Here is a 15885-nt window from a genome sequence, read left to right on the forward strand (position 1 = left end):
GGGCCCCCCCCGCCGGCCCGGCCCGGTGGCGGGGACGGCCCCCGCCCGCTCAGGGCCGGGGCACGTCGAAGAGGGCGGGGAACTTGTTGATCAGACCGAGGTCACCGCGGGCCTTCAGCCTGCCGCGCAGGAAGAGCATGCGGGCGTTGGCGTTGCCGGTGGTCATCTTGACGAAGTTGACCGCGTCGAGGTGCAGCACCAGCCGCGGCGTGCGCGCCGGTCGCGGGGACACCGTGCACCGGCCGCCGGCGATCTCCAGCTCGAAGACGTCCTCCTCGCCATCGGCGGGGCCGGTCACGTGCCAGTGCACCACGGCCTGGAGGGCACCGGCGCGGTCCGCCCGGAACACGTCCGGCATGCCGTCGATCAGGTCGCCGAGAACCGTCTTGCGCCGGTCCCCGGCGACCAGCTCGCGCAATTCGGCGTCCGAGGCCTTCTTGACCTGTCGCGCGAAAGTAGCCGCGCCTTCCGCGGGGTTCACCATGGACACCATTCGGTCACTCCATTCAGGTGCAAAGAGGGATTCTTCAATTCTTTTCGCCGGCCTGCACCCCGGGCCAACTCCCAGAATGCGTAGAGGTACGCCATGACATTTCTGATCACCGGCGGCTCCGGCTTTCTCGGTTCGCACATCGCGGCCGAGCTGGTCCGCCGTGAGGTTCCGGTGCGGCTGCTCGTACGGGATCCGCAGCGGGCCCGGAAGGCGCTGGAGCCGCTCGCCGCCGGTGCCGCCGGTGTGCCGATGGCGCTCGGGGACGTCACCGATCCGGCGGCCGTGGTGGCGGCGCTGCGCGGCTGCGCCGGGGTGCTGCACGCGGCGTCGGTCTACAGCTTCGATCCGCGCCGGCACGCCGAGATGCGCGCGGTCAACCGCCGCGGCACCGAGGTCGTGCTGGCCGCCGCCCGTGACGCCGGTGTGGACCGGGTCGTGCACGTCTCGACGTTCGGCGCGCTGCTGCCCGCGACCGGGCCGATCACCTCGGATGCGCCGGTCGGCGCCCCGCGGGAGCCCTACCTGGCCAGCAAGGCGGAGGCCGACCGGGTGGCCCGGCAGTACCGGCGGGACGGGCTGCCGGTGCTCGTCACCTACCCGCCGGCCCTGCTCGGGCCGCACGACCCGCGTCTGGGTGACCAGACCCGGCGGGTGCGCGACGTGCTGCGTGGCCTCATGCCGATCTGGCCGGACGGGGGCTTCCCGATCGGGGACGTCCGCGACGCCGCCGCCTGGCACGCCGACGTGCTGATCCGCGGCGGGCCCGCCCAGCTCGCCGCGCCGGGCCGGTTCGTGCGCACCCGGGAGCTGCTGCGGGCGCTGCGTGACGTCACGGGCCGCCGGCTGCCGGCCGTGCACCTGCCGGCCGCCGCGTTGCTGCCGGTGGGCCGGCTCGCCGGGCTCGCCCAGCGGGTGCTGCCCGTGCACGTCCCGGTCGAGCACGGCGCCATCTACGTCTGCGGGGTGGCCCGCCCGCTCGACGACGCGCCGGCCCCGCGGCCGCTCGTCGACACCCTGGCCGACACCGTTCACTGGCTGCGCGAAGCGGGTCACCTGAGCGCGGCCCAGGCCGGCCGGGCGGCCACCCGCAAATCTATCGGAGTCTGAATACCGCACGGCAGAAGAATGATGGTCTTCAGTGCGCCGATAAGGTGACTCGTCGACGTCGTCACATCGGAGGAGACGAATGATGGGACAGAAATCCGGGGTTCTCGCCCTCGTGAACGGGCGCTATCATCGGGTCACGCTGCGACTCTTTCTCATCGTTGTGGTCGCGCACTGGGCCGAGCATCTCGTGCAGGCCTACCAGATCTGGGTGCTCAACAAGCCGCGCCCCCAGGCTCGCGGGGTGCTGGGACAGTTCTGGCCCTGGCTGGTCAGCTCCGAGTGGCTGCACTACGGCTATGCCATCGTGATGCTGGTATTCCTGTTCCTGCTGTTCCCCGGCTTCTCCGGGCGCTCGAAGGTGTGGTGGGGGATCGCGCTCGGGCTGCAGTTCTGGCACCACATCGAGCACCTGCTGCTGCTGATCCAGGCGCAGACCGGCACCTTCTTCTTCGGCGGCACGGTGCCCACGAGCATCGCCCAGCTGGTGATGCCCCGGGTGGAGCTGCACCTGTTCTACAACTCCGTCGTCTTCATCCCGATGCTGATCGGCATGTACCTGCACCTGCGCCCGACCCCGACCGAGCGGGCGAGGGTCACCTGCGACTGCGCGGCACCGCAGGCCAGCTTCTCGCCGGGCATTCCCCGTCCGACGACGGCCTGACATGCCACGGCTTCTCCGGAACGCGGTGCTGCCGCTGCTCGCGGCGTCGGTGCTCCTGCTCGCACCGGCCGCCGCGGTGGCGGCGACGGTCAGCGACCCGGCCGACGGCGCGGCCCTCGCCGCCGCGCCGCGGCAGGTCACGCTGACCTTCACCCGCGCCCCGGTCGCCGAGACGTCGCGGGTCAGGGTGGTGTCCGGCGACGGCCGCCCGGTCGACGGGCCGGGCGGGCCGGTCCGCGCCGGGCTCAGCCTGACGCAGCCGGTGGGCATCGCGCGAGCCGGTGACTTCACCATCGTCTACTCCGTGACGTTCGCCGACGGCGGGCAGGAGCAGGGCACCCGCCGTTTCCGTGTCCTCACCGATCCGGCCGCCGACGACAGCGGCGCCCACGCCGGGCACGGCGGGCACGACGTCGACCCGGTCAGCGCCACGCTGCTGGTCATCGACGGCCTGGTCGTCCTCGCCGTGGTCTTCCTCCTGGTCGTCCGCCGGCCCGGCGCCGCCCCCGTCGCCTGGCGCCTCCCCTCGAGCGAAAGGAACCCCGATGACCGCACTGCCTGACGTCTACGTACAGCTCGCCGCCCAGGGCGAGGAGGTCGACCGGCTGGTCGCGGACCTCGACGCCGCGGGCTGGGACCGGCCGACGCCGGCTCCGGGCTGGACCGTCGCGCACCAGATCGCCCACCTGACCGCCACGTTCCGGATGGCGGAGACCGCGGTCTCCGCGCCCGACGACTTCCGCGCGTTCACGGCGTCCCTCGGGGGCGACTTCGACGCCAACGTGCGGCGCGCCCTCGGCGTCTACCTCGGCGAGCCGCGCGACGTGCTGCTCAAGAAGTGGCGGGCCGGGCGGGTGGCGGTCGACGAGGCGCTGGCCAAGACCCCGCCCATGCAGATCGTGCCGTGGCTGGTGCGCCCGTTGCCGGCCGCGGTGCTGGCGGCGGCGGGCATGATGGAGTTGTTCGCCCACGGGCAGGACATCGCCGACGCGCTGGGCGTGCGTCGCACCCATGACGACGGGCTGCGGCACCTCGTCGACTTCATCTCCCGCACCTGGGATTTCGGATACCAGTCCCGCGCTCTGGAGACGCCCGACGCTCGGCTGCGGTTCGAGGTGACCGCGCCGTCCGGCGCCCTCTGGACGTACGGCGCGGACGACGCGACCGACGTGATCAGTGGGCCTGCCGTGGACCTGTGCCTGCTCGCCACCCGCCGTCGGCACCGCGATGACCTGGCCCTGACCGGAACCGGCGCGGAGGCGGACCGGTGGCTCGACATCGCCCAGGCGTACCGCGGCCCGGCCGGAGAGGGCCGCCGTCCAGGCCAGTTCGACCACTGAGAACAGGCCCAGTCGCCGCGACTGTTCAATTACTACAGTCGACATTCCCAGCGTGCAGGATTTCTGCGGTAGCTCTGTCGTGACGATCGTGGCAGACTCGCGGCAAGGTCACTCGGCGACGGGGGTGGGTTTGCGCATCTCGGAACTGGCCCGGCGGGCCGGCATGCCGATCCCCACGGTGAAGTTCTACCTCCGTGAAGGTCTGTTGCCGCCGGGGACGCCGACCGCGCGTAACCAGGCGCGGTACGAGGAGTGTCATCTGGAGCGGCTGCGCCTGATCCGGGCGCTCACCACGGTGGGTGGGTTGGAGATCGGCGCGGTGCGGGGTCTGTTGACGGTGCTTGAGGATCCGGGTGTGACGTTGGCGGGGGTTTATACGGGGCTGGACCGGGTGGGGTTCACCGCTTCACCGTATCCGGCTGATTTCGACGGTGTGGAGGCGGCGCGGGCGGACATCGATGCGCTGGCTGACAGGTTGGGGTGGGACGAGGAGGCCACGCGGTCGGGGCGTGAGTCGTTGGTTCAGGTGCTTACCACGTTGCGCGCTCTCGGCTGTGATGCTCATGGTCGGTACTTCCTGACGTTCGCGCAGGCGGCGGGCAGCGTGGTGGATGCGGAGATGGGTCTGGTCCAGGGGTCCGACCGTGACGCCAAGGCTGAGGCCATGGTGCGCAGTGTGTTGTTCGACGTGTTGATGTCGGTGATGCTGCGGACGGTCCGCCGAAACGCGGTGGCCGTGCGGTTCGGCGGCTGACACCCACTCCTTCGTCCGGTCGGTCACCAGAGCGGTGTCGTTTCTCCGACGTGCGGGGCACGGCCGCAATGCGGAAGATGTCTGCCTGGCACCGCGCCCGGAACAATGAACTCTCGGCGTTCCACGATGGAAGGGGCCGCGATGCCACCCGGCGCGACAGAGCTGGACCTGCTCGGGACACCCGGAACAGAGCACGGAGACGGCACCGGCCCCGGTCCGGGGTTCTCCCGATGAGCGCGCCGGCGATCGAGACCGCGGGCCTGGCCAAGTCCTTCGGCGCCAACCGCGCGGTCGACGGCGTCGACCTTACGGTACCCGCCGGCACCGTCTACGGCCTGCTCGGCCCGAACGGGGCCGGCAAGACCACCGTGGTGCGCATGCTCGCCACGCTGCTGCGGCCCGACGGCGGCAGCGCCCATGTCTTCGGCAAGGACGTGGCGGCCGATCCCGACGCGGTACGCCGCCACATCAGCCTCACCGGCCAGTACGCCTCCGTCGACGAGGACCTGACCGGCGCGGAGAACCTGACTCTGCTGGCACGCCTGCTCGGTCACTCCCGGTCTGGTGCCCGTACCCGCGCCGAGCGGATTCTGGAGGCGTTCGGACTGACCGACGCGGCCGACCGGCAGGTGAAGAAGTACTCCGGGGGCATGCGCCGGCGCCTGGACATCGGCGCCAGCATCCTGAACACTCCGGACCTGCTGTTCCTGGACGAGCCGACGACCGGCCTCGACCCGCGTAGCCGCAACCAGGTCTGGGACATCATCCGGCTGGTGGTGGCGAACGGCACAACGGTATTACTGACCACGCAGTACCTGGACGAGGCCGACCGGCTGGCCGGACGCATCGCGGTGATCGACCACGGTCGGGTGATCGCCGAGGGCACGCCCGGGGAGCTGAAGTCCTCGGTGGGCGCGGGCACGATCCACGTCCGGATTCGCGACGCCGCGCAGCGGCTGGCCGCCGAACGCATCCTGGCCACCGCCCTGGAGACGACGATCGACCTGGACGCCGACCCGGTGGCGTTGTCGGCGCGTACCGCGGGCTCCGAGCAGGGCGCCACCGAGCAGGCCTCCCGCGCCCTGGCGGCGCTGGCCGGCGCCGGGATCGTCGTCGACGACTTCGCCCTCGGCCAGCCCAGCCTGGACGAGGTCTTCCTGGCTCTCACCGACCGGCCGGCACATGAGGAGGTCAGCGCATGAGCACCGCGACGAGCGCCCCCGATGCGCCCACGGTCTACATCCCGTCGGCGGAGACCCTTGCCGCGGTGCTGGCCCGCGACGAACGCCCACCGCGCCCGAGCTCGCTGTCGGCGTCACTGACCTTCGGCTGGCGGGCCATGCTGAAGATCAAGCATGTTCCCGAACAGCTTTTCGACGTGACGGCCTTTCCGCTCATCATGACGCTGATGTTCACTTACCTCTTCGGCGGGGCGCTGGCCGGCTCCACGGGTGAGTATCTGCAGTTCTTCCTGCCCGGCGTCATGGTCACCAGCGTCGTGATGATCACCATGTACACCGGTGTGGGCCTCAATATCGACATCGAGAAGGGCATCTTCGACCGCTTCCGCACCCTGTCGGTCTGGCGCCCCGCACCCCTGGTCGGCATGATCTTCGGCGACGTCGTGCGCTACATCCTGGCAGCCGTGGTCATCATGTGCGTCGGCCTGGTTCTCGGCTTCCGCCCCGAGGGCGGCCCAGCGGGCGTGGCCGCGGCGATCGGCCTGCTCGTGGTCTTCTCCTTCGGCTTCTCCTGGGTGTGGACCATGGTCGGTCTGCTCCTGCGCTCGGACAAGTCGGTGATGGGCTTCAGCTTCCTGGTCCTGATGCCCCTGACCTTCCTGAGCAACGTCTACGTCGACCCGCGCACGATGCCGGGCTGGCTGCAGGCATTCGTCGAGGTGAACCCGATCAGCCACCTGGTGACCGGCGTCCGTTCGATGATGGCCGGCGACTGGGACATGGCCGAGATCACCTGGACGCTGGCCGCGGCAGCGGCCCTCACGCTGATCTTCGGTGCCCTGACCATGCGCCTGTACAACCGCCGCTGAACCCTGCCGGCAGTGGGTGGACCCGGCCGGATGCCCGAGTGCGGCCGCAACACGTCTCCTGGATGGTGCCGATGACAGCCGTGACGCGGGATGACTGGACGCGGGCCCGGGCCGCTGTGCTCGACACCGGCCGACGCTTCGACGCGCTCGTCAGATCCGTACCCGATCCCGCGGCGATGGCGACCGCGGAGTGGTCCATCGCCGACTCCGCCGCCCATGTGCTGTCCATCGGCTCACTGTGTCTGCTGTTGCTCGACCCCGACGCGCCACCGCTGCCGGTGCCGGGCCTGCGTGAACTGCTGTCGGACACCAACGTCGACACCGTCGCCGACGCGAACTCCCACGTCATGCGGCACCTCACCGAGCGCGACCCGCGGGTCGTCCTGCACGAGCTGCGGACGTCGATCGAGCGCATCCTGCTCGTCACCCGTACCGCCGACCCGGCCTCCACCGTCACCTGGCTGGGCAACGCCCAGGTGACAGTGGCCGGGGTGCTCGCACACCTCGTCAACGAGATGCTCGTGCACGGCTGGGACATCGCGCGGGCGGCCCGCCTGCCGTGGCGGATGCCGGACGCCGACGCGGGGCTGTTCTTCGACCTGTTCCTCGTCGACATGATCCGTAACGACTACGGCGCGCTGCTCAACCCCTCGGTCCGCATGCCCCGCCGTCGCATCGCGGTCCAGTTCCGCTCCGCGCACACCACGACGGCGACATTGGCGCTGGACCGGGGCCGGGTCGTGGTCGCGCCGCCCGACGACCCGTACGACGTCAGCCTGACCTTCCGCCCGGCCCGCTTCAACCTGATGCTCTTCGGCCGCGTCGGCGCGCTGCGCGCCGCGGCCGCCCGGGACGTGATCGTCGGCGGCCCCCGCCCGTGGCGGTTACGGGCCTTCCTGCGGGTCGTGCACATGCCCAACAACGCCCGTGCCTGAACGCTGAGCCTCCGCCCGACCGCGGACGGAGACGGACAGAGCCGGGCCGCGGCAGCGACGCGGTCGACGCCGCCCACGGGCACGGGCGGAGACGACACCGCGAGCGAACCGCCGCAGGCTTGACGGATACACCGATGCGCCCCGCCCCCTTTCGACCGGAGGATCCAAACGTGACCGCACACGACGTGATCGTCGACCTGACCGCCGCCGCCGAGGACGTCGACCGCATGGTCGCCGGTCTCACCGACGAGCAGTGGACACGGCCCACACCCGCCGAGGGCTGGACCGTCGCCCATCAGGTCGGTCATCTGGCCTTCGTCTTTCGCATCGCCGGCCTCGCCGCCGCCGACCCGGCGGCATTCACCGCCCTGACCCAGCGCATCGGCACCGGCTTCGGCGCCTTCGACCGGGCTGTCAACGCCGCACTGGCGGAATACCTCGTGCTGCCGCGGCAGGCGCTCATCGCCCGGTGGCGGGCCGAGCGTGACGCAGGCGTCGCGGCGCTCGCGGCCGTTCCGGACGGGACGCTCGTACCGTGGCTCGTCCGGCCGATCCCGGCGCCCGTACTGTGCGCGGCCGGCATGACGGAGCTCTTCGCCCACGGCCAGGACATCGCCGACGCGCTCGGCGTTCAACGGCGACACACCGACCGCATCAGGCGGATCGTGGAGTTCGTCGTGCACACCTGGGAGTTCGGCTACCAGGCCAATGACCTGACCCCGCCGGCTGAGCAGTTCCGCTTCCAGGTCACGGCGCCTTCGGGCGAGCAGTGGACGTTCGGCCCGGCCGACGCGGCCCAGTCGGTCACCGGCTCCGCTGTCGACCTGTGCCTGCTCGCGACCCGCCGCCGCCATCACAGCGACCTGGGCCTCGTCGCCACCGGCGCGGACGCGCGCACGTGGATCGGGTTGGCGCAGGCCTACCGTGGCCCGGCCGGCAGGGGACGCGCGGCCGGTCAGTTCGCCGGCTCCCGGTCGCCCGCCTGACAGCGGGCGACGCCCCCCACCCGGCCGGGTTCGGCGGGAACGCGCCGGCAGCGGCGCCGCCGCACCCGGCCCGCGGCATGGCCCGCCGACTGGCCGCCACGGATGAGGAAGCGCCCATGTCCGGCACGACTCCGCCGTGTCGACAGTGGAGCGCTACGGTGTCCTCGCCCTCAGGGACCCGCGCAGGACCCGTAGGACGATGCCCGGCCTGAGCAGTGACGCCGGAGGCTGCACGAGGTTGAGCACCCGCAGGAACGCCGCGCCGAGCACCGCGTCGTGGCTGGCCGCGACATGCAGCCGGTGCACGAACCTGTTGGTGAGCCGCACCCGGGCCCCGCGCCGGCCCGGCACCTCAGGGAACCGCAGGTCGGTGCCGACCGCGATCGCCCACGGGCCGTCGATGATCCGGGCCGCGCCACGGAAGAAGCGAGGCGCGATCGCGGTGCCGTGCTCGGTGAGCAGGCGGCGCAGCAACAGCGCCTCCAGCGCCGCGACCGTCATGCCCTGCCCGTAGATGGGATTGAAGCTGCACAGGGCGTCGGCGACGACCAGGTATCCGGACGGGAACCGGCGCAGCCGCTCGTACCGCCGGCGGATGCTGGCCAGAAACCGCATCGTCACCGGCTCACCGGCCGGTGGGGCGGACCGGACGATCGTCGCGATGTGCGGTGCCGCCAGTCTCTCGGCGAATGCCGCCATGCCCGCGTCATCCGTCGGCGGCTGCTCGCCGAGCATGCCGTTCAGCGCGATCGCCACCCGGTCGCCTTCCAGAGCTGCGGCGATCCCGGCGCGGGGCGCCCCCGGTACGGCGTTCGTCAGCGCGCCGAGCAGGCCGTCAAGGTGCTCCGGGCAGCGCTGGTAGAGGCGGGTGACGTACGTGACGTCGACGCGGACCCGATCCTCCGGCGGCGGCCGGTAGCCGAGCTCGGCCAGCCACCGAGGGCTGCGGGAGGCGCGGCCCCCGGCGTCGACGACGAGGTCCGCCGTGATGGTGTACGGCGTCGCGGTCTGGCTGTGCGAGGCCACCTGGACGCCCGTGACGGTCATACCGCCGGTGTCGGTGAGCAGGCCGGTGACGTCGGTCCGCGGCACCAGCTCCACACCGGGCAGCTCGGCGACCCGGGTGCGGATCACGTGCTCCAGCAGGGGGCGGCTCACCCCGACGCCGATGAGGTCCGACGGTGCCCGCCGCATGCGGTATCCGTCGTTGTACCAGTGGACCTGCTCGTGCAGGTCGACGATGGGCGCGCCGGCGTCGCGCAGTTGTGCGGACAGCCCCGGGAACAGTTCCTCGAGCACCGACCTGCCGCGGGCCAGCAGCACGTGCAGCTGCCGGTCCTGCGGCACGTGGCGGCGGCTCGCCGGTGTGTCGGGCAGCAGGTCCCGGTCGATCACGACCACCCGCGCGAAATGCTCGCTGAGCGCCCGGGCGGTAAGCAGGCCGCCCATGCTCGCACCGATCACCACCGCTGTCGCGTCACCAGCCATGACCCGGACAGTATTGACCGGAGTTGTTCGATGTCATATTGGTTCTTGCTCGACTGTCCGACGGTCAGGTGCCGTAACCCTCTTCCACGATGCGCGTGGCCATCGGCAGGTAGTCCTCCGGCCGCTGCGGCGCGAAGGTACCCAGCCCGTCGACGTAGCGGTTGTACATGCAGAACGCCGCGGCGATGAGCACGGTGTCGTGGATCTCGACGTCGTCGGCGCCCTCCGCCCGGGCGGCGTCGACGAGTTCGGCGGTCACCGCCCGGCCGCTCTGCTGGACCGCGCCGGCGATGCGCAGCAACGCTCGCAGCTTCGGTGACACCGGCGCCGAGTCCAGGTCCGCGCGCACCTTGTCCACCACGGCCATGCCAGCGTCGAGCTGGACGGCGGCGAACGCCGAGTGAGAGGAGCAACAGAAGGTGCATTCGTTGAGACCGGACACGTAGGCCGCGATCAGCTCCCGCTCGCCGGGCGGCATGGAGTGCGGTGCGCGCAGCAGCACTTCGGCGAGCATGTTGAGCGGCTCCGCGGTCTCCGGGCGGAACCGCATCGGGCCCGTGATGCCCGGAAACTCATGCTCGTCCACGCCCAGATCGATGTAAGCCATGCCGTACCGTGGCACGCGCCGATCGGGGGGACAACTTCCTGCGTGCGCAGTTGCCGCATCGACAGTGGCCCGCTCCGCCCGCCGGCCGCAGCGGGTCAGGCAGCGCGATCCGAGGGCCGGAGAACGTGCCGGAGTTCCGAGACGCACATCATGTAGCCGGTCGGTGTCGGCAGCCGGTCGAGGTAGTAGCGCAGGTCGGCGCCGAGCGCGAACACCCGGGTCGGGGTGCCGGTGCCGCGCGCGTCCTCGATCACCCGTCGCAGCCCGTCGAGGACGGCCGGGTGCCGGGTGCGGTAGGAGTCGGCGACAAGGTGGTTGCTGCGGTCGGCGGCGAGGTAGAACTGCACCAGGTCCTTGGTGCCGACGAACAGTTCGGCGGCACCGGCGGCGCAGATGTCCGACGTGGCGTGGACCGCGGCCGGCGTCTCGATGAACGCGGACAGGGGCGTCTCGGCCGGCAGGCCGAGATGTGGTCGCAACTTCGCGAACTCCTCGGCGTCGGTGAGGAACGGCGCCGAGAGATGCACCAGGTCGGCCTGAGCGCCGAGCTGACCGCGCAGGGTGTCCAGCATGACGTGCAGCGCCTGGGGATAGGCGGCCGACCGGAGCAGCCACCGGGTGCCGTGCAGGCCCATGTCGGGGTTGGGCTCGCTCGGCACCGTGGCCTCACCGGTGATGTGGGCGGCGTCGTTGGAGCGCAGGTCGAGCATACGCAGGATCAGCCGCTGGCCCGGCCGGAGCGCTTCCACGCATGCCCGCAGCTGGTCGGCGATCGCGCGTCCGTAGGCGTGCACGGCAGCCCCGCCGCGCAGGGCGTCGATCGGGCTGAGGCCTGCGGAGAAGCACAGGAACTCCTCCCGGACGAAGAACGACTCGACGGCAGTCGTACCCCCGGCTGTGGCGTTGAGGCCGCGGATGTCGCGAAGGTCGGCGATCACGGCGCAGGCCGAGCCGAGAACGTCCGGCGGCGGACCGGCCCGGCCGACGGCCGCCGCGCCGGCGCCGCCGCCGGCGCCCACGACGACAGTCGCCCGCTCCAGGTCGAGCGTCACCACGCCGACGAGCTTGTCGAGGTCGCCGGGGTCGACGCGCAGGACGGGGATGCCCTTGGCGCGGCAGACGGACTGCATGTGGCCGGTACGCCCGCCGGAGCCGCAGACGACGGCGCGGGCCGTCGTGAGCGCGTCGTACAGCCTCGGCGTGAGTGTCTGCGCGATGACGACCGAGCCCGCCACCGGTCGTTCGGTGCGGTTGCACGGCCCGTCCACCACGGATGTGGCTCCGCCGATGAGCAGCACGCCACGGATCTGTCGTTCGGTCACTGGTCGTCCGCCTCTCCCTCGTTCGTGATGCCCAGCTGCCGCCGCAGCTCGCGTGGCGTCACCGAAATGTCCGTGAGCTTCTCGAGCGCCGCCTGGTTGACCGCGGCACGCAGCAACCGGTCACCCGTCTCGGCCCGCACACCGTGGAAGTGATCGGAGCACAGGTGGCCGGCCAGCCGCGCGTCGAGTCGCTCCCGCTCCGCCCGGGACCGCGCGGCGAGCCGCCTGACCTCCACGGTGACGGCCTGCGCGAACCCGTCGCGGGTCGTCTCGGTGAGCGTGTGGCGCAGTTCCGTCGCGGCCCGTCGTGCGGCCCCGTCGCAGCGCAGCTCGAGCCGTTCGAGAACGTGCGCGGCGACCATGACGGAGTGGTTCTTGATCGCGGCGAGGTTGAACGCGAAGGCGCCGGTGCGACCGTTGCGGACGATCTCGTCGCCCTCGCGCATCACCCCGATGGCCGAGAGCACCTCAACCGGCTCGCCGTCGGGTCGTAGCGGCGTACCCCGGGTGTCGACCTCGATGCCGCGGCCGGTGCGGTGATGGGGAGTGACGACGTCGCCGGCCAGGAGGTTCGTCCACAACGGGGACTCGACGTGCGTGTAGTCGAACTCCCGGCCGAAGTTGCACACCACCAGGTCGGCCGGGAGGACGCGGGTGCCGGCCCCCGTCGCCACGACGACGTCGAGTCGCCCCGACGCCGCCGGGCCGACCTCCTCGATCCGGCCGACGACAAGCTCGACCGAGCCGTGGTCGGGGGACATGGCCTGCTCCACGATGGCAGTCGTGTAGGGCACCGCGCCGACTCGTAGCGAGGCGATCTGCGTGCTGAACTCCTTGAGCAGCTGCCGCAGCTCGTCGGTCGGGATCTGCGCGATGACCCGCGGGAGGTAGGGCTCCCATGCCTTCGCCACCCGTTCGGTGATGATCCGCTGGTGGATGTCGGGGTGCTCCGCGGTGATCGCGGCGCAGGCGGCCTCCCACTCGGCGTGGAGGCGTGCCAGGAAGTCCGAGCGGTCCCGGTACGGTTCGAACAGCCGTCCGGGGGCGGGGAGCTGGACCACGCCGTGCTCGTGGTGCTCGGGGTACGCGCGTGGCATCGTGCCCGACTTGGAGACCAGGCGGATGGTGCCGGTGTGACCCTGGCGCAGGAGCAGGGCCACGGAGTCGTACGCGCTCAGCACCGATCCGACGACCACGACGCTCGCGTCGGGCGGTGTATCCAGCAGCCGCCGTACGCCCTCCTCCGAGTACGGGTGCCGGATGAACGCGTCATGCCCCAGCACCTGGCCGGCGAACGCCGGTTCCCGGAGCTCCATGCCGGTCGCGAGGATCACGTGATCGGCCGTCAGGGTCTTCGTGTGCCCGGCGTCGTCGCCGGAGCCCAGCCGGATGGAGGCCACGACGTGGTCCGCGTGGATGTCGAGGTCGACCGCCTCACCCTCGGTCTCGATGAGTTCCACACCGGGGTACGCCTCGGCGCGGGCCGCGGCGACGCGATCGGTCAGGTAGTCGTGGTAGATCCGGCGTGGGGCGGGGCCGTGTCCGACGAATGTGAAGTCCCCCCAGGGCGCGGTCCATCCGCTGCGATCGGCCTCGTGATTGGCCCAGCGGACGAAGTCGTGGACGTCCTCGCGGAACGCGGACATGCGGCCGGCCTGGATGTTGAACACGTGATCCCAGGGGTTGCCGTCTCGGTGGTACGCCACCCCCGCGTAGCGGTAGTCCCGGCGACGCTCAAGCAAGACGATCTCGAGGGGTTCGCGGGCGAACTGCAGGAGCCGGATGGCTGTCGCCGTGCCGGCCAGCCCGGCACCGACGATGAGGACCCGAGGACGATGCATTCCTGCCTCCTTTTTGGATACCGGCAGCATGCATCGCCCGACGCCTGTCGATCAATTTCCTCCTCCTGAGCGACGCCCGTTCGTCATTCCCGGGGATCCGTTCGATGTTGGCGGCCGGGCGCGGAACGGCGCCACTTCACCAGTGCTGAAACCGGCGGCGCCCCACGCCACACCCCTATCGTCGGGACGAGGGCGGGTTGTCGGAACGCCGACAGGCGCGGCACGATGGGCGGTCGATGTGGTGGCCTGTTCGAGAAGCCGATCATGACCCTCGCGAAAGGGGAACGCATCCATGGAACAGATGACGGTGGCTCTCGCGCAGAGCGGCCATACGGCGACCATCGCCAGCGTTCGCGATTACACCATCGTGATGGATCGTCCGTCCTCCAACGGCGGATCGGACGCGGGCCCGATGGGTGGTGAGACGCTGCTCGCCTCGGTCGGTGGCTGCTTCATGAGCACTCTCTACGCCGCCGCCGAGGCCCGGTCCACCCGGGTCGAGGGCGCGACCTGTCGCGTCACCGGCGTGTTCGAGCCGAACCCCCGGCGGTTCGGTGCGATCCACATCGAGGTGTCGTGCGACTCGTGCCCGGCCGCGGACCTCGAACACCTCGTCGTGATCGCCGAACGCGGTTGCCTGGTGGCCGCGACCCTCAGGCAGGGCATGAAGGTGACCGCGTCGGTCGCCGTGCCGCCCGCCGCCGGGTGAACAGCGGGGCCGCCGCCGAAGTGCGCACGATGGAAGATGCGCTGGTCTTCGCCGACCGATACCTTCCGGTTCGTGACCTTGCCGATGGAACCGAGCGGTAGCGTTCCGTGTCCGCCGGTGCTGTCGCCCGTCTAGCCGCACTGCGAAGGAACTCACGATGATGGATGACACGCACGCCCGGACAGCCCCGTCCACCAGTTCGCCGGTCCCGGCCACCGAGCGACAGTCGGTCTGGAAGCACGGGGTCGTCGCGGCCGTCGTCGCCGCGATCGTCACCACCGTCCTCGCGGCGATCGCGTCGGCCGCCGGTGTGACGCTCGGGAACAGCGGCGAGACCATCCCGCTCCCCATGTTCACGGTGCTGACGCTGGTCCTCTCGCTCGTCGGTGTCGCCATCGCCGCCGTCATGGCGCGCAAGGCCCGTCGACCGCGGTCCACCTTCGTGCGGACGGCGGTGGCGCTGCTCGTGTTGTCCTTCATCCCGAGCGTCACGTTCGGCTTCGACGCCGGTGCCGCGGCAACCCTGGTCGCTCTGCACATCGTCGCCGCGGCGATCGTCGTGCCGGTCGTGGCGCGGCAGCTCCCGACCACACGCTGACCCGGCCGCGGCGCCGCCGCGCCCATCCAGTTCCAGCCCTCCCTCACCAGCGGGGCGCCGACGTCGGCGCCCCGCTGGGTCGCAACTGATCCAAATCGGCCCGGTCCGCTCGCATGTCACCCCGCGAAGCTCGTCGAAACGGTCCGCCCGCGTTGCCTCTGAGCAGGCTCGGTATCCGCGCAATCTGGGAGACAGCTCCCATGCACTCGCGTGCGAAGGTAGCCCGGAAGCCTTGGAGCCTCGATTGGAAGGTGAGCGGCTGATGGCTACTGCCGTGATCCAAAACGTGCGAGATGTCCTGACCGACTACCCCGGGCTCACGGAGGTCGCGGTCCTGGCCCACGAGCACGAAGCCCTCGGCCATGTCCTGGTGGCCTACATCGTGCTGCGTAGCGTCGGCCTCAACCTCACTGAGCTGTACAAGCACCTCAGGAAGCGGCTGCCGGGCAGCATGGTGCCGGCCGCCGTCACCGTCGTCGACGCCATTCCGGTCGACTCTGGGGGGACGGCCGACCCGCGCGCGTTGCCCCAACCCGACCTGCGGGGCCTGATGCCCTACCGGCCGCCGGACACTCCCCGCCAGGAAGCGCTCTGCACGATCTTCGCCGAGGTGCTCGCCCGGCCCCGGTGCGGTATGGACGACAACTTCTTCACCCTCGGCGGCGAGTCGATCGACGCCATGCTGATAGCCAGCCGCGCCAGCGCGGTACTCGGCCGGGACATCTCGATGGATGACCTGTTCGACGCGCCGACCGTGGCGGAGTTCGACCGGCTTCTGGACCTCATGCCGCTCAGGTAGGCACCGAGACGCCGGGCGGCCGGTTCACACCGGCAGGACTCCCGACATCGCGAGCCGCCGTCAGCGACGGCCCGGGGCTCGGTCCGGTTCCCGGATCCGGGAACCGGACCGAGCCCCGGGGGGGTTTGTGTAGCCCGGGGGGCGGGCCGGGGGCGGGGTCGGGCGGGCCGCCCCCCGGGGGGCGGGGTCTGGCCT

General features: G+C 71.3%; 17 protein-coding genes. 12 read left to right on the top strand and 5 right to left on the bottom strand.

The window, feature by feature from the left end:
- Positions 1 to 49: 49 nt before the first annotated feature.
- Positions 50 to 481, bottom strand: coding sequence for an SCP2 sterol-binding domain-containing protein (locus AB0D28_RS29070; RefSeq protein WP_357390997.1), 432 nt, complete (start codon positions 479 to 481; stop codon positions 50 to 52).
- A 105-nt stretch (positions 482 to 586) separates the two neighbouring features.
- On the opposite strand from AB0D28_RS29070, the gene AB0D28_RS29075 reads away from it, so the two are divergent.
- From AB0D28_RS29075 to AB0D28_RS29115, 9 genes are all read left to right on the top strand, one after another.
- A complete protein-coding gene (locus tag AB0D28_RS29075; protein ID WP_357390999.1) occupies positions 587 to 1600 on the top strand; it encodes an NAD-dependent epimerase/dehydratase family protein in 1014 nt (337 codons plus the stop codon).
- 82 nt (positions 1601 to 1682) lie between these two features.
- Complete coding sequence (locus AB0D28_RS29080; RefSeq protein ID WP_357391001.1) at positions 1683 to 2261, top strand: hypothetical protein; 579 nt, start codon at positions 1683 to 1685, stop codon at positions 2259 to 2261.
- Between the two features lies 1 nt (position 2262).
- Positions 2263 to 2823: a copper resistance protein CopC gene (locus tag AB0D28_RS29085; protein WP_357391003.1), complete on the top strand. Its 561-nt coding sequence runs from the start codon at positions 2263 to 2265 to the stop codon at positions 2821 to 2823.
- Positions 2807 to 3601, top strand: coding sequence for a TIGR03084 family metal-binding protein (locus tag AB0D28_RS29090; protein WP_357391005.1), 795 nt, complete (start codon positions 2807 to 2809; stop codon positions 3599 to 3601). Before AB0D28_RS29085 ends, AB0D28_RS29090 begins: the two co-directional genes overlap by 17 nt.
- Positions 3602 to 3653: 52 nt before the next feature.
- Positions 3654 to 4355, top strand: coding sequence for a MerR family transcriptional regulator (locus tag AB0D28_RS29095; protein WP_357391007.1), 702 nt, complete (start codon positions 3654 to 3656; stop codon positions 4353 to 4355).
- 230 nt (positions 4356 to 4585) lie between these two features.
- Positions 4586 to 5557, top strand: a complete 972-nt coding sequence (locus tag AB0D28_RS29100) for an ATP-binding cassette domain-containing protein (protein WP_357391009.1) — start codon at positions 4586 to 4588, stop codon at positions 5555 to 5557.
- Entirely contained in the window at positions 5554 to 6405 is an 852-nt protein-coding gene (locus tag AB0D28_RS29105; protein WP_357391011.1) for an ABC transporter permease, read from the top strand. The genes AB0D28_RS29100 and AB0D28_RS29105 overlap by 4 nt, the downstream gene beginning before the upstream one ends.
- Before the next feature lie 80 nt (positions 6406 to 6485).
- On the top strand, positions 6486 to 7340 hold the full coding sequence (locus AB0D28_RS29110) for a maleylpyruvate isomerase N-terminal domain-containing protein (protein ID WP_357391013.1): 855 nt from the start codon (positions 6486 to 6488) through the stop codon (positions 7338 to 7340).
- Positions 7341 to 7510: 170 nt separating this feature from the next.
- Positions 7511 to 8326 carry a TIGR03084 family metal-binding protein gene (locus AB0D28_RS29115; RefSeq protein WP_357391015.1) on the top strand — a complete coding sequence of 272 codons (816 nt, stop codon included), beginning with the start codon at positions 7511 to 7513 and terminating at the stop codon, positions 8324 to 8326.
- A gap of 153 nt (positions 8327 to 8479) precedes the next feature.
- Here AB0D28_RS29115 and AB0D28_RS29120 read toward each other — a convergent pair whose 3' ends face one another.
- The 4 genes from AB0D28_RS29120 to AB0D28_RS29135 form a co-directional block, all read right to left on the bottom strand.
- Positions 8480 to 9814, bottom strand: a complete 1335-nt coding sequence (locus AB0D28_RS29120; RefSeq protein ID WP_357391017.1) for an FAD-dependent monooxygenase — start codon at positions 9812 to 9814, stop codon at positions 8480 to 8482.
- A gap of 64 nt (positions 9815 to 9878) precedes the next feature.
- Entirely contained in the window at positions 9879 to 10421 is a 543-nt protein-coding gene (locus AB0D28_RS29125) for a carboxymuconolactone decarboxylase family protein (protein ID WP_357391029.1), read from the bottom strand.
- Between the two features lie 95 nt (positions 10422 to 10516).
- Entirely contained in the window at positions 10517 to 11743 is a 1227-nt protein-coding gene (locus AB0D28_RS29130; RefSeq protein WP_357391019.1) for a putative PEP-binding protein, read from the bottom strand.
- Positions 11740 to 13584: an FAD/NAD(P)-binding protein gene (locus tag AB0D28_RS29135; protein ID WP_357391021.1), complete on the bottom strand. Its 1845-nt coding sequence runs from the start codon at positions 13582 to 13584 to the stop codon at positions 11740 to 11742. The genes AB0D28_RS29130 and AB0D28_RS29135 overlap by 4 nt, the downstream gene beginning before the upstream one ends.
- Positions 13585 to 13954: 370 nt before the next feature.
- Between AB0D28_RS29135 and AB0D28_RS29140 the strand changes: the two genes are divergently transcribed.
- The 3 genes from AB0D28_RS29140 to AB0D28_RS29150 all read left to right on the top strand — a co-directional run bounded on the left by AB0D28_RS29140 (position 13955) and on the right by AB0D28_RS29150 (position 15690).
- Positions 13955 to 14293, top strand: coding sequence for an OsmC family protein (locus tag AB0D28_RS29140; RefSeq protein ID WP_357391023.1), 339 nt, complete (start codon positions 13955 to 13957; stop codon positions 14291 to 14293).
- A 157-nt stretch (positions 14294 to 14450) separates the two neighbouring features.
- Positions 14451 to 14891 (top strand): DUF6069 family protein, encoded by a 441-nt coding sequence (locus AB0D28_RS29145; protein ID WP_357391025.1) that lies wholly within the window; start codon positions 14451 to 14453, stop codon positions 14889 to 14891.
- A gap of 262 nt (positions 14892 to 15153) precedes the next feature.
- Positions 15154 to 15690 (top strand): phosphopantetheine-binding protein, encoded by a 537-nt coding sequence (locus AB0D28_RS29150; RefSeq protein ID WP_357391027.1) that lies wholly within the window; start codon positions 15154 to 15156, stop codon positions 15688 to 15690.
- Positions 15691 to 15885 lie beyond the last annotated feature (195 nt).

Origin of the sequence: Micromonospora sp. NPDC048169, from assembly GCF_040652815.1 — a bacterium.
Taxonomy (GTDB): Bacteria; Actinomycetota; Actinomycetes; order Mycobacteriales; family Micromonosporaceae; genus Micromonospora.

Coding starts and splice junctions, on each gene's coding strand:
- AB0D28_RS29075 (WP_357390999.1), top strand. CDS start 587: ATGACATTTCTGATCACCGGCGGCTCCGGCTTTCTCGGTTCGCACATC.
- AB0D28_RS29080 (WP_357391001.1), top strand. CDS start 1,683: ATGGGACAGAAATCCGGGGTTCTCGCCCTCGTGAACGGGCGCTATCAT.
- AB0D28_RS29085 (WP_357391003.1), top strand. CDS start 2,263: ATGCCACGGCTTCTCCGGAACGCGGTGCTGCCGCTGCTCGCGGCGTCG.
- AB0D28_RS29090 (WP_357391005.1), top strand. CDS start 2,807: ATGACCGCACTGCCTGACGTCTACGTACAGCTCGCCGCCCAGGGCGAG.
- AB0D28_RS29100 (WP_357391009.1), top strand. CDS start 4,586: ATGAGCGCGCCGGCGATCGAGACCGCGGGCCTGGCCAAGTCCTTCGGC.
- AB0D28_RS29105 (WP_357391011.1), top strand. CDS start 5,554: ATGAGCACCGCGACGAGCGCCCCCGATGCGCCCACGGTCTACATCCCG.
- AB0D28_RS29120 (WP_357391017.1), bottom strand. CDS start 9,814: ATGGCTGGTGACGCGACAGCGGTGGTGATCGGTGCGAGCATGGGCGGC.
- AB0D28_RS29125 (WP_357391029.1), bottom strand. CDS start 10,421: ATGGCTTACATCGATCTGGGCGTGGACGAGCATGAGTTTCCGGGCATC.
- AB0D28_RS29135 (WP_357391021.1), bottom strand. CDS start 13,584: ATGCATCGTCCTCGGGTCCTCATCGTCGGTGCCGGGCTGGCCGGCACG.
- AB0D28_RS29140 (WP_357391023.1), top strand. CDS start 13,955: ATGGATCGTCCGTCCTCCAACGGCGGATCGGACGCGGGCCCGATGGGT.
- AB0D28_RS29145 (WP_357391025.1), top strand. CDS start 14,451: ATGATGGATGACACGCACGCCCGGACAGCCCCGTCCACCAGTTCGCCG.
- AB0D28_RS29150 (WP_357391027.1), top strand. CDS start 15,154: ATGGCTACTGCCGTGATCCAAAACGTGCGAGATGTCCTGACCGACTAC.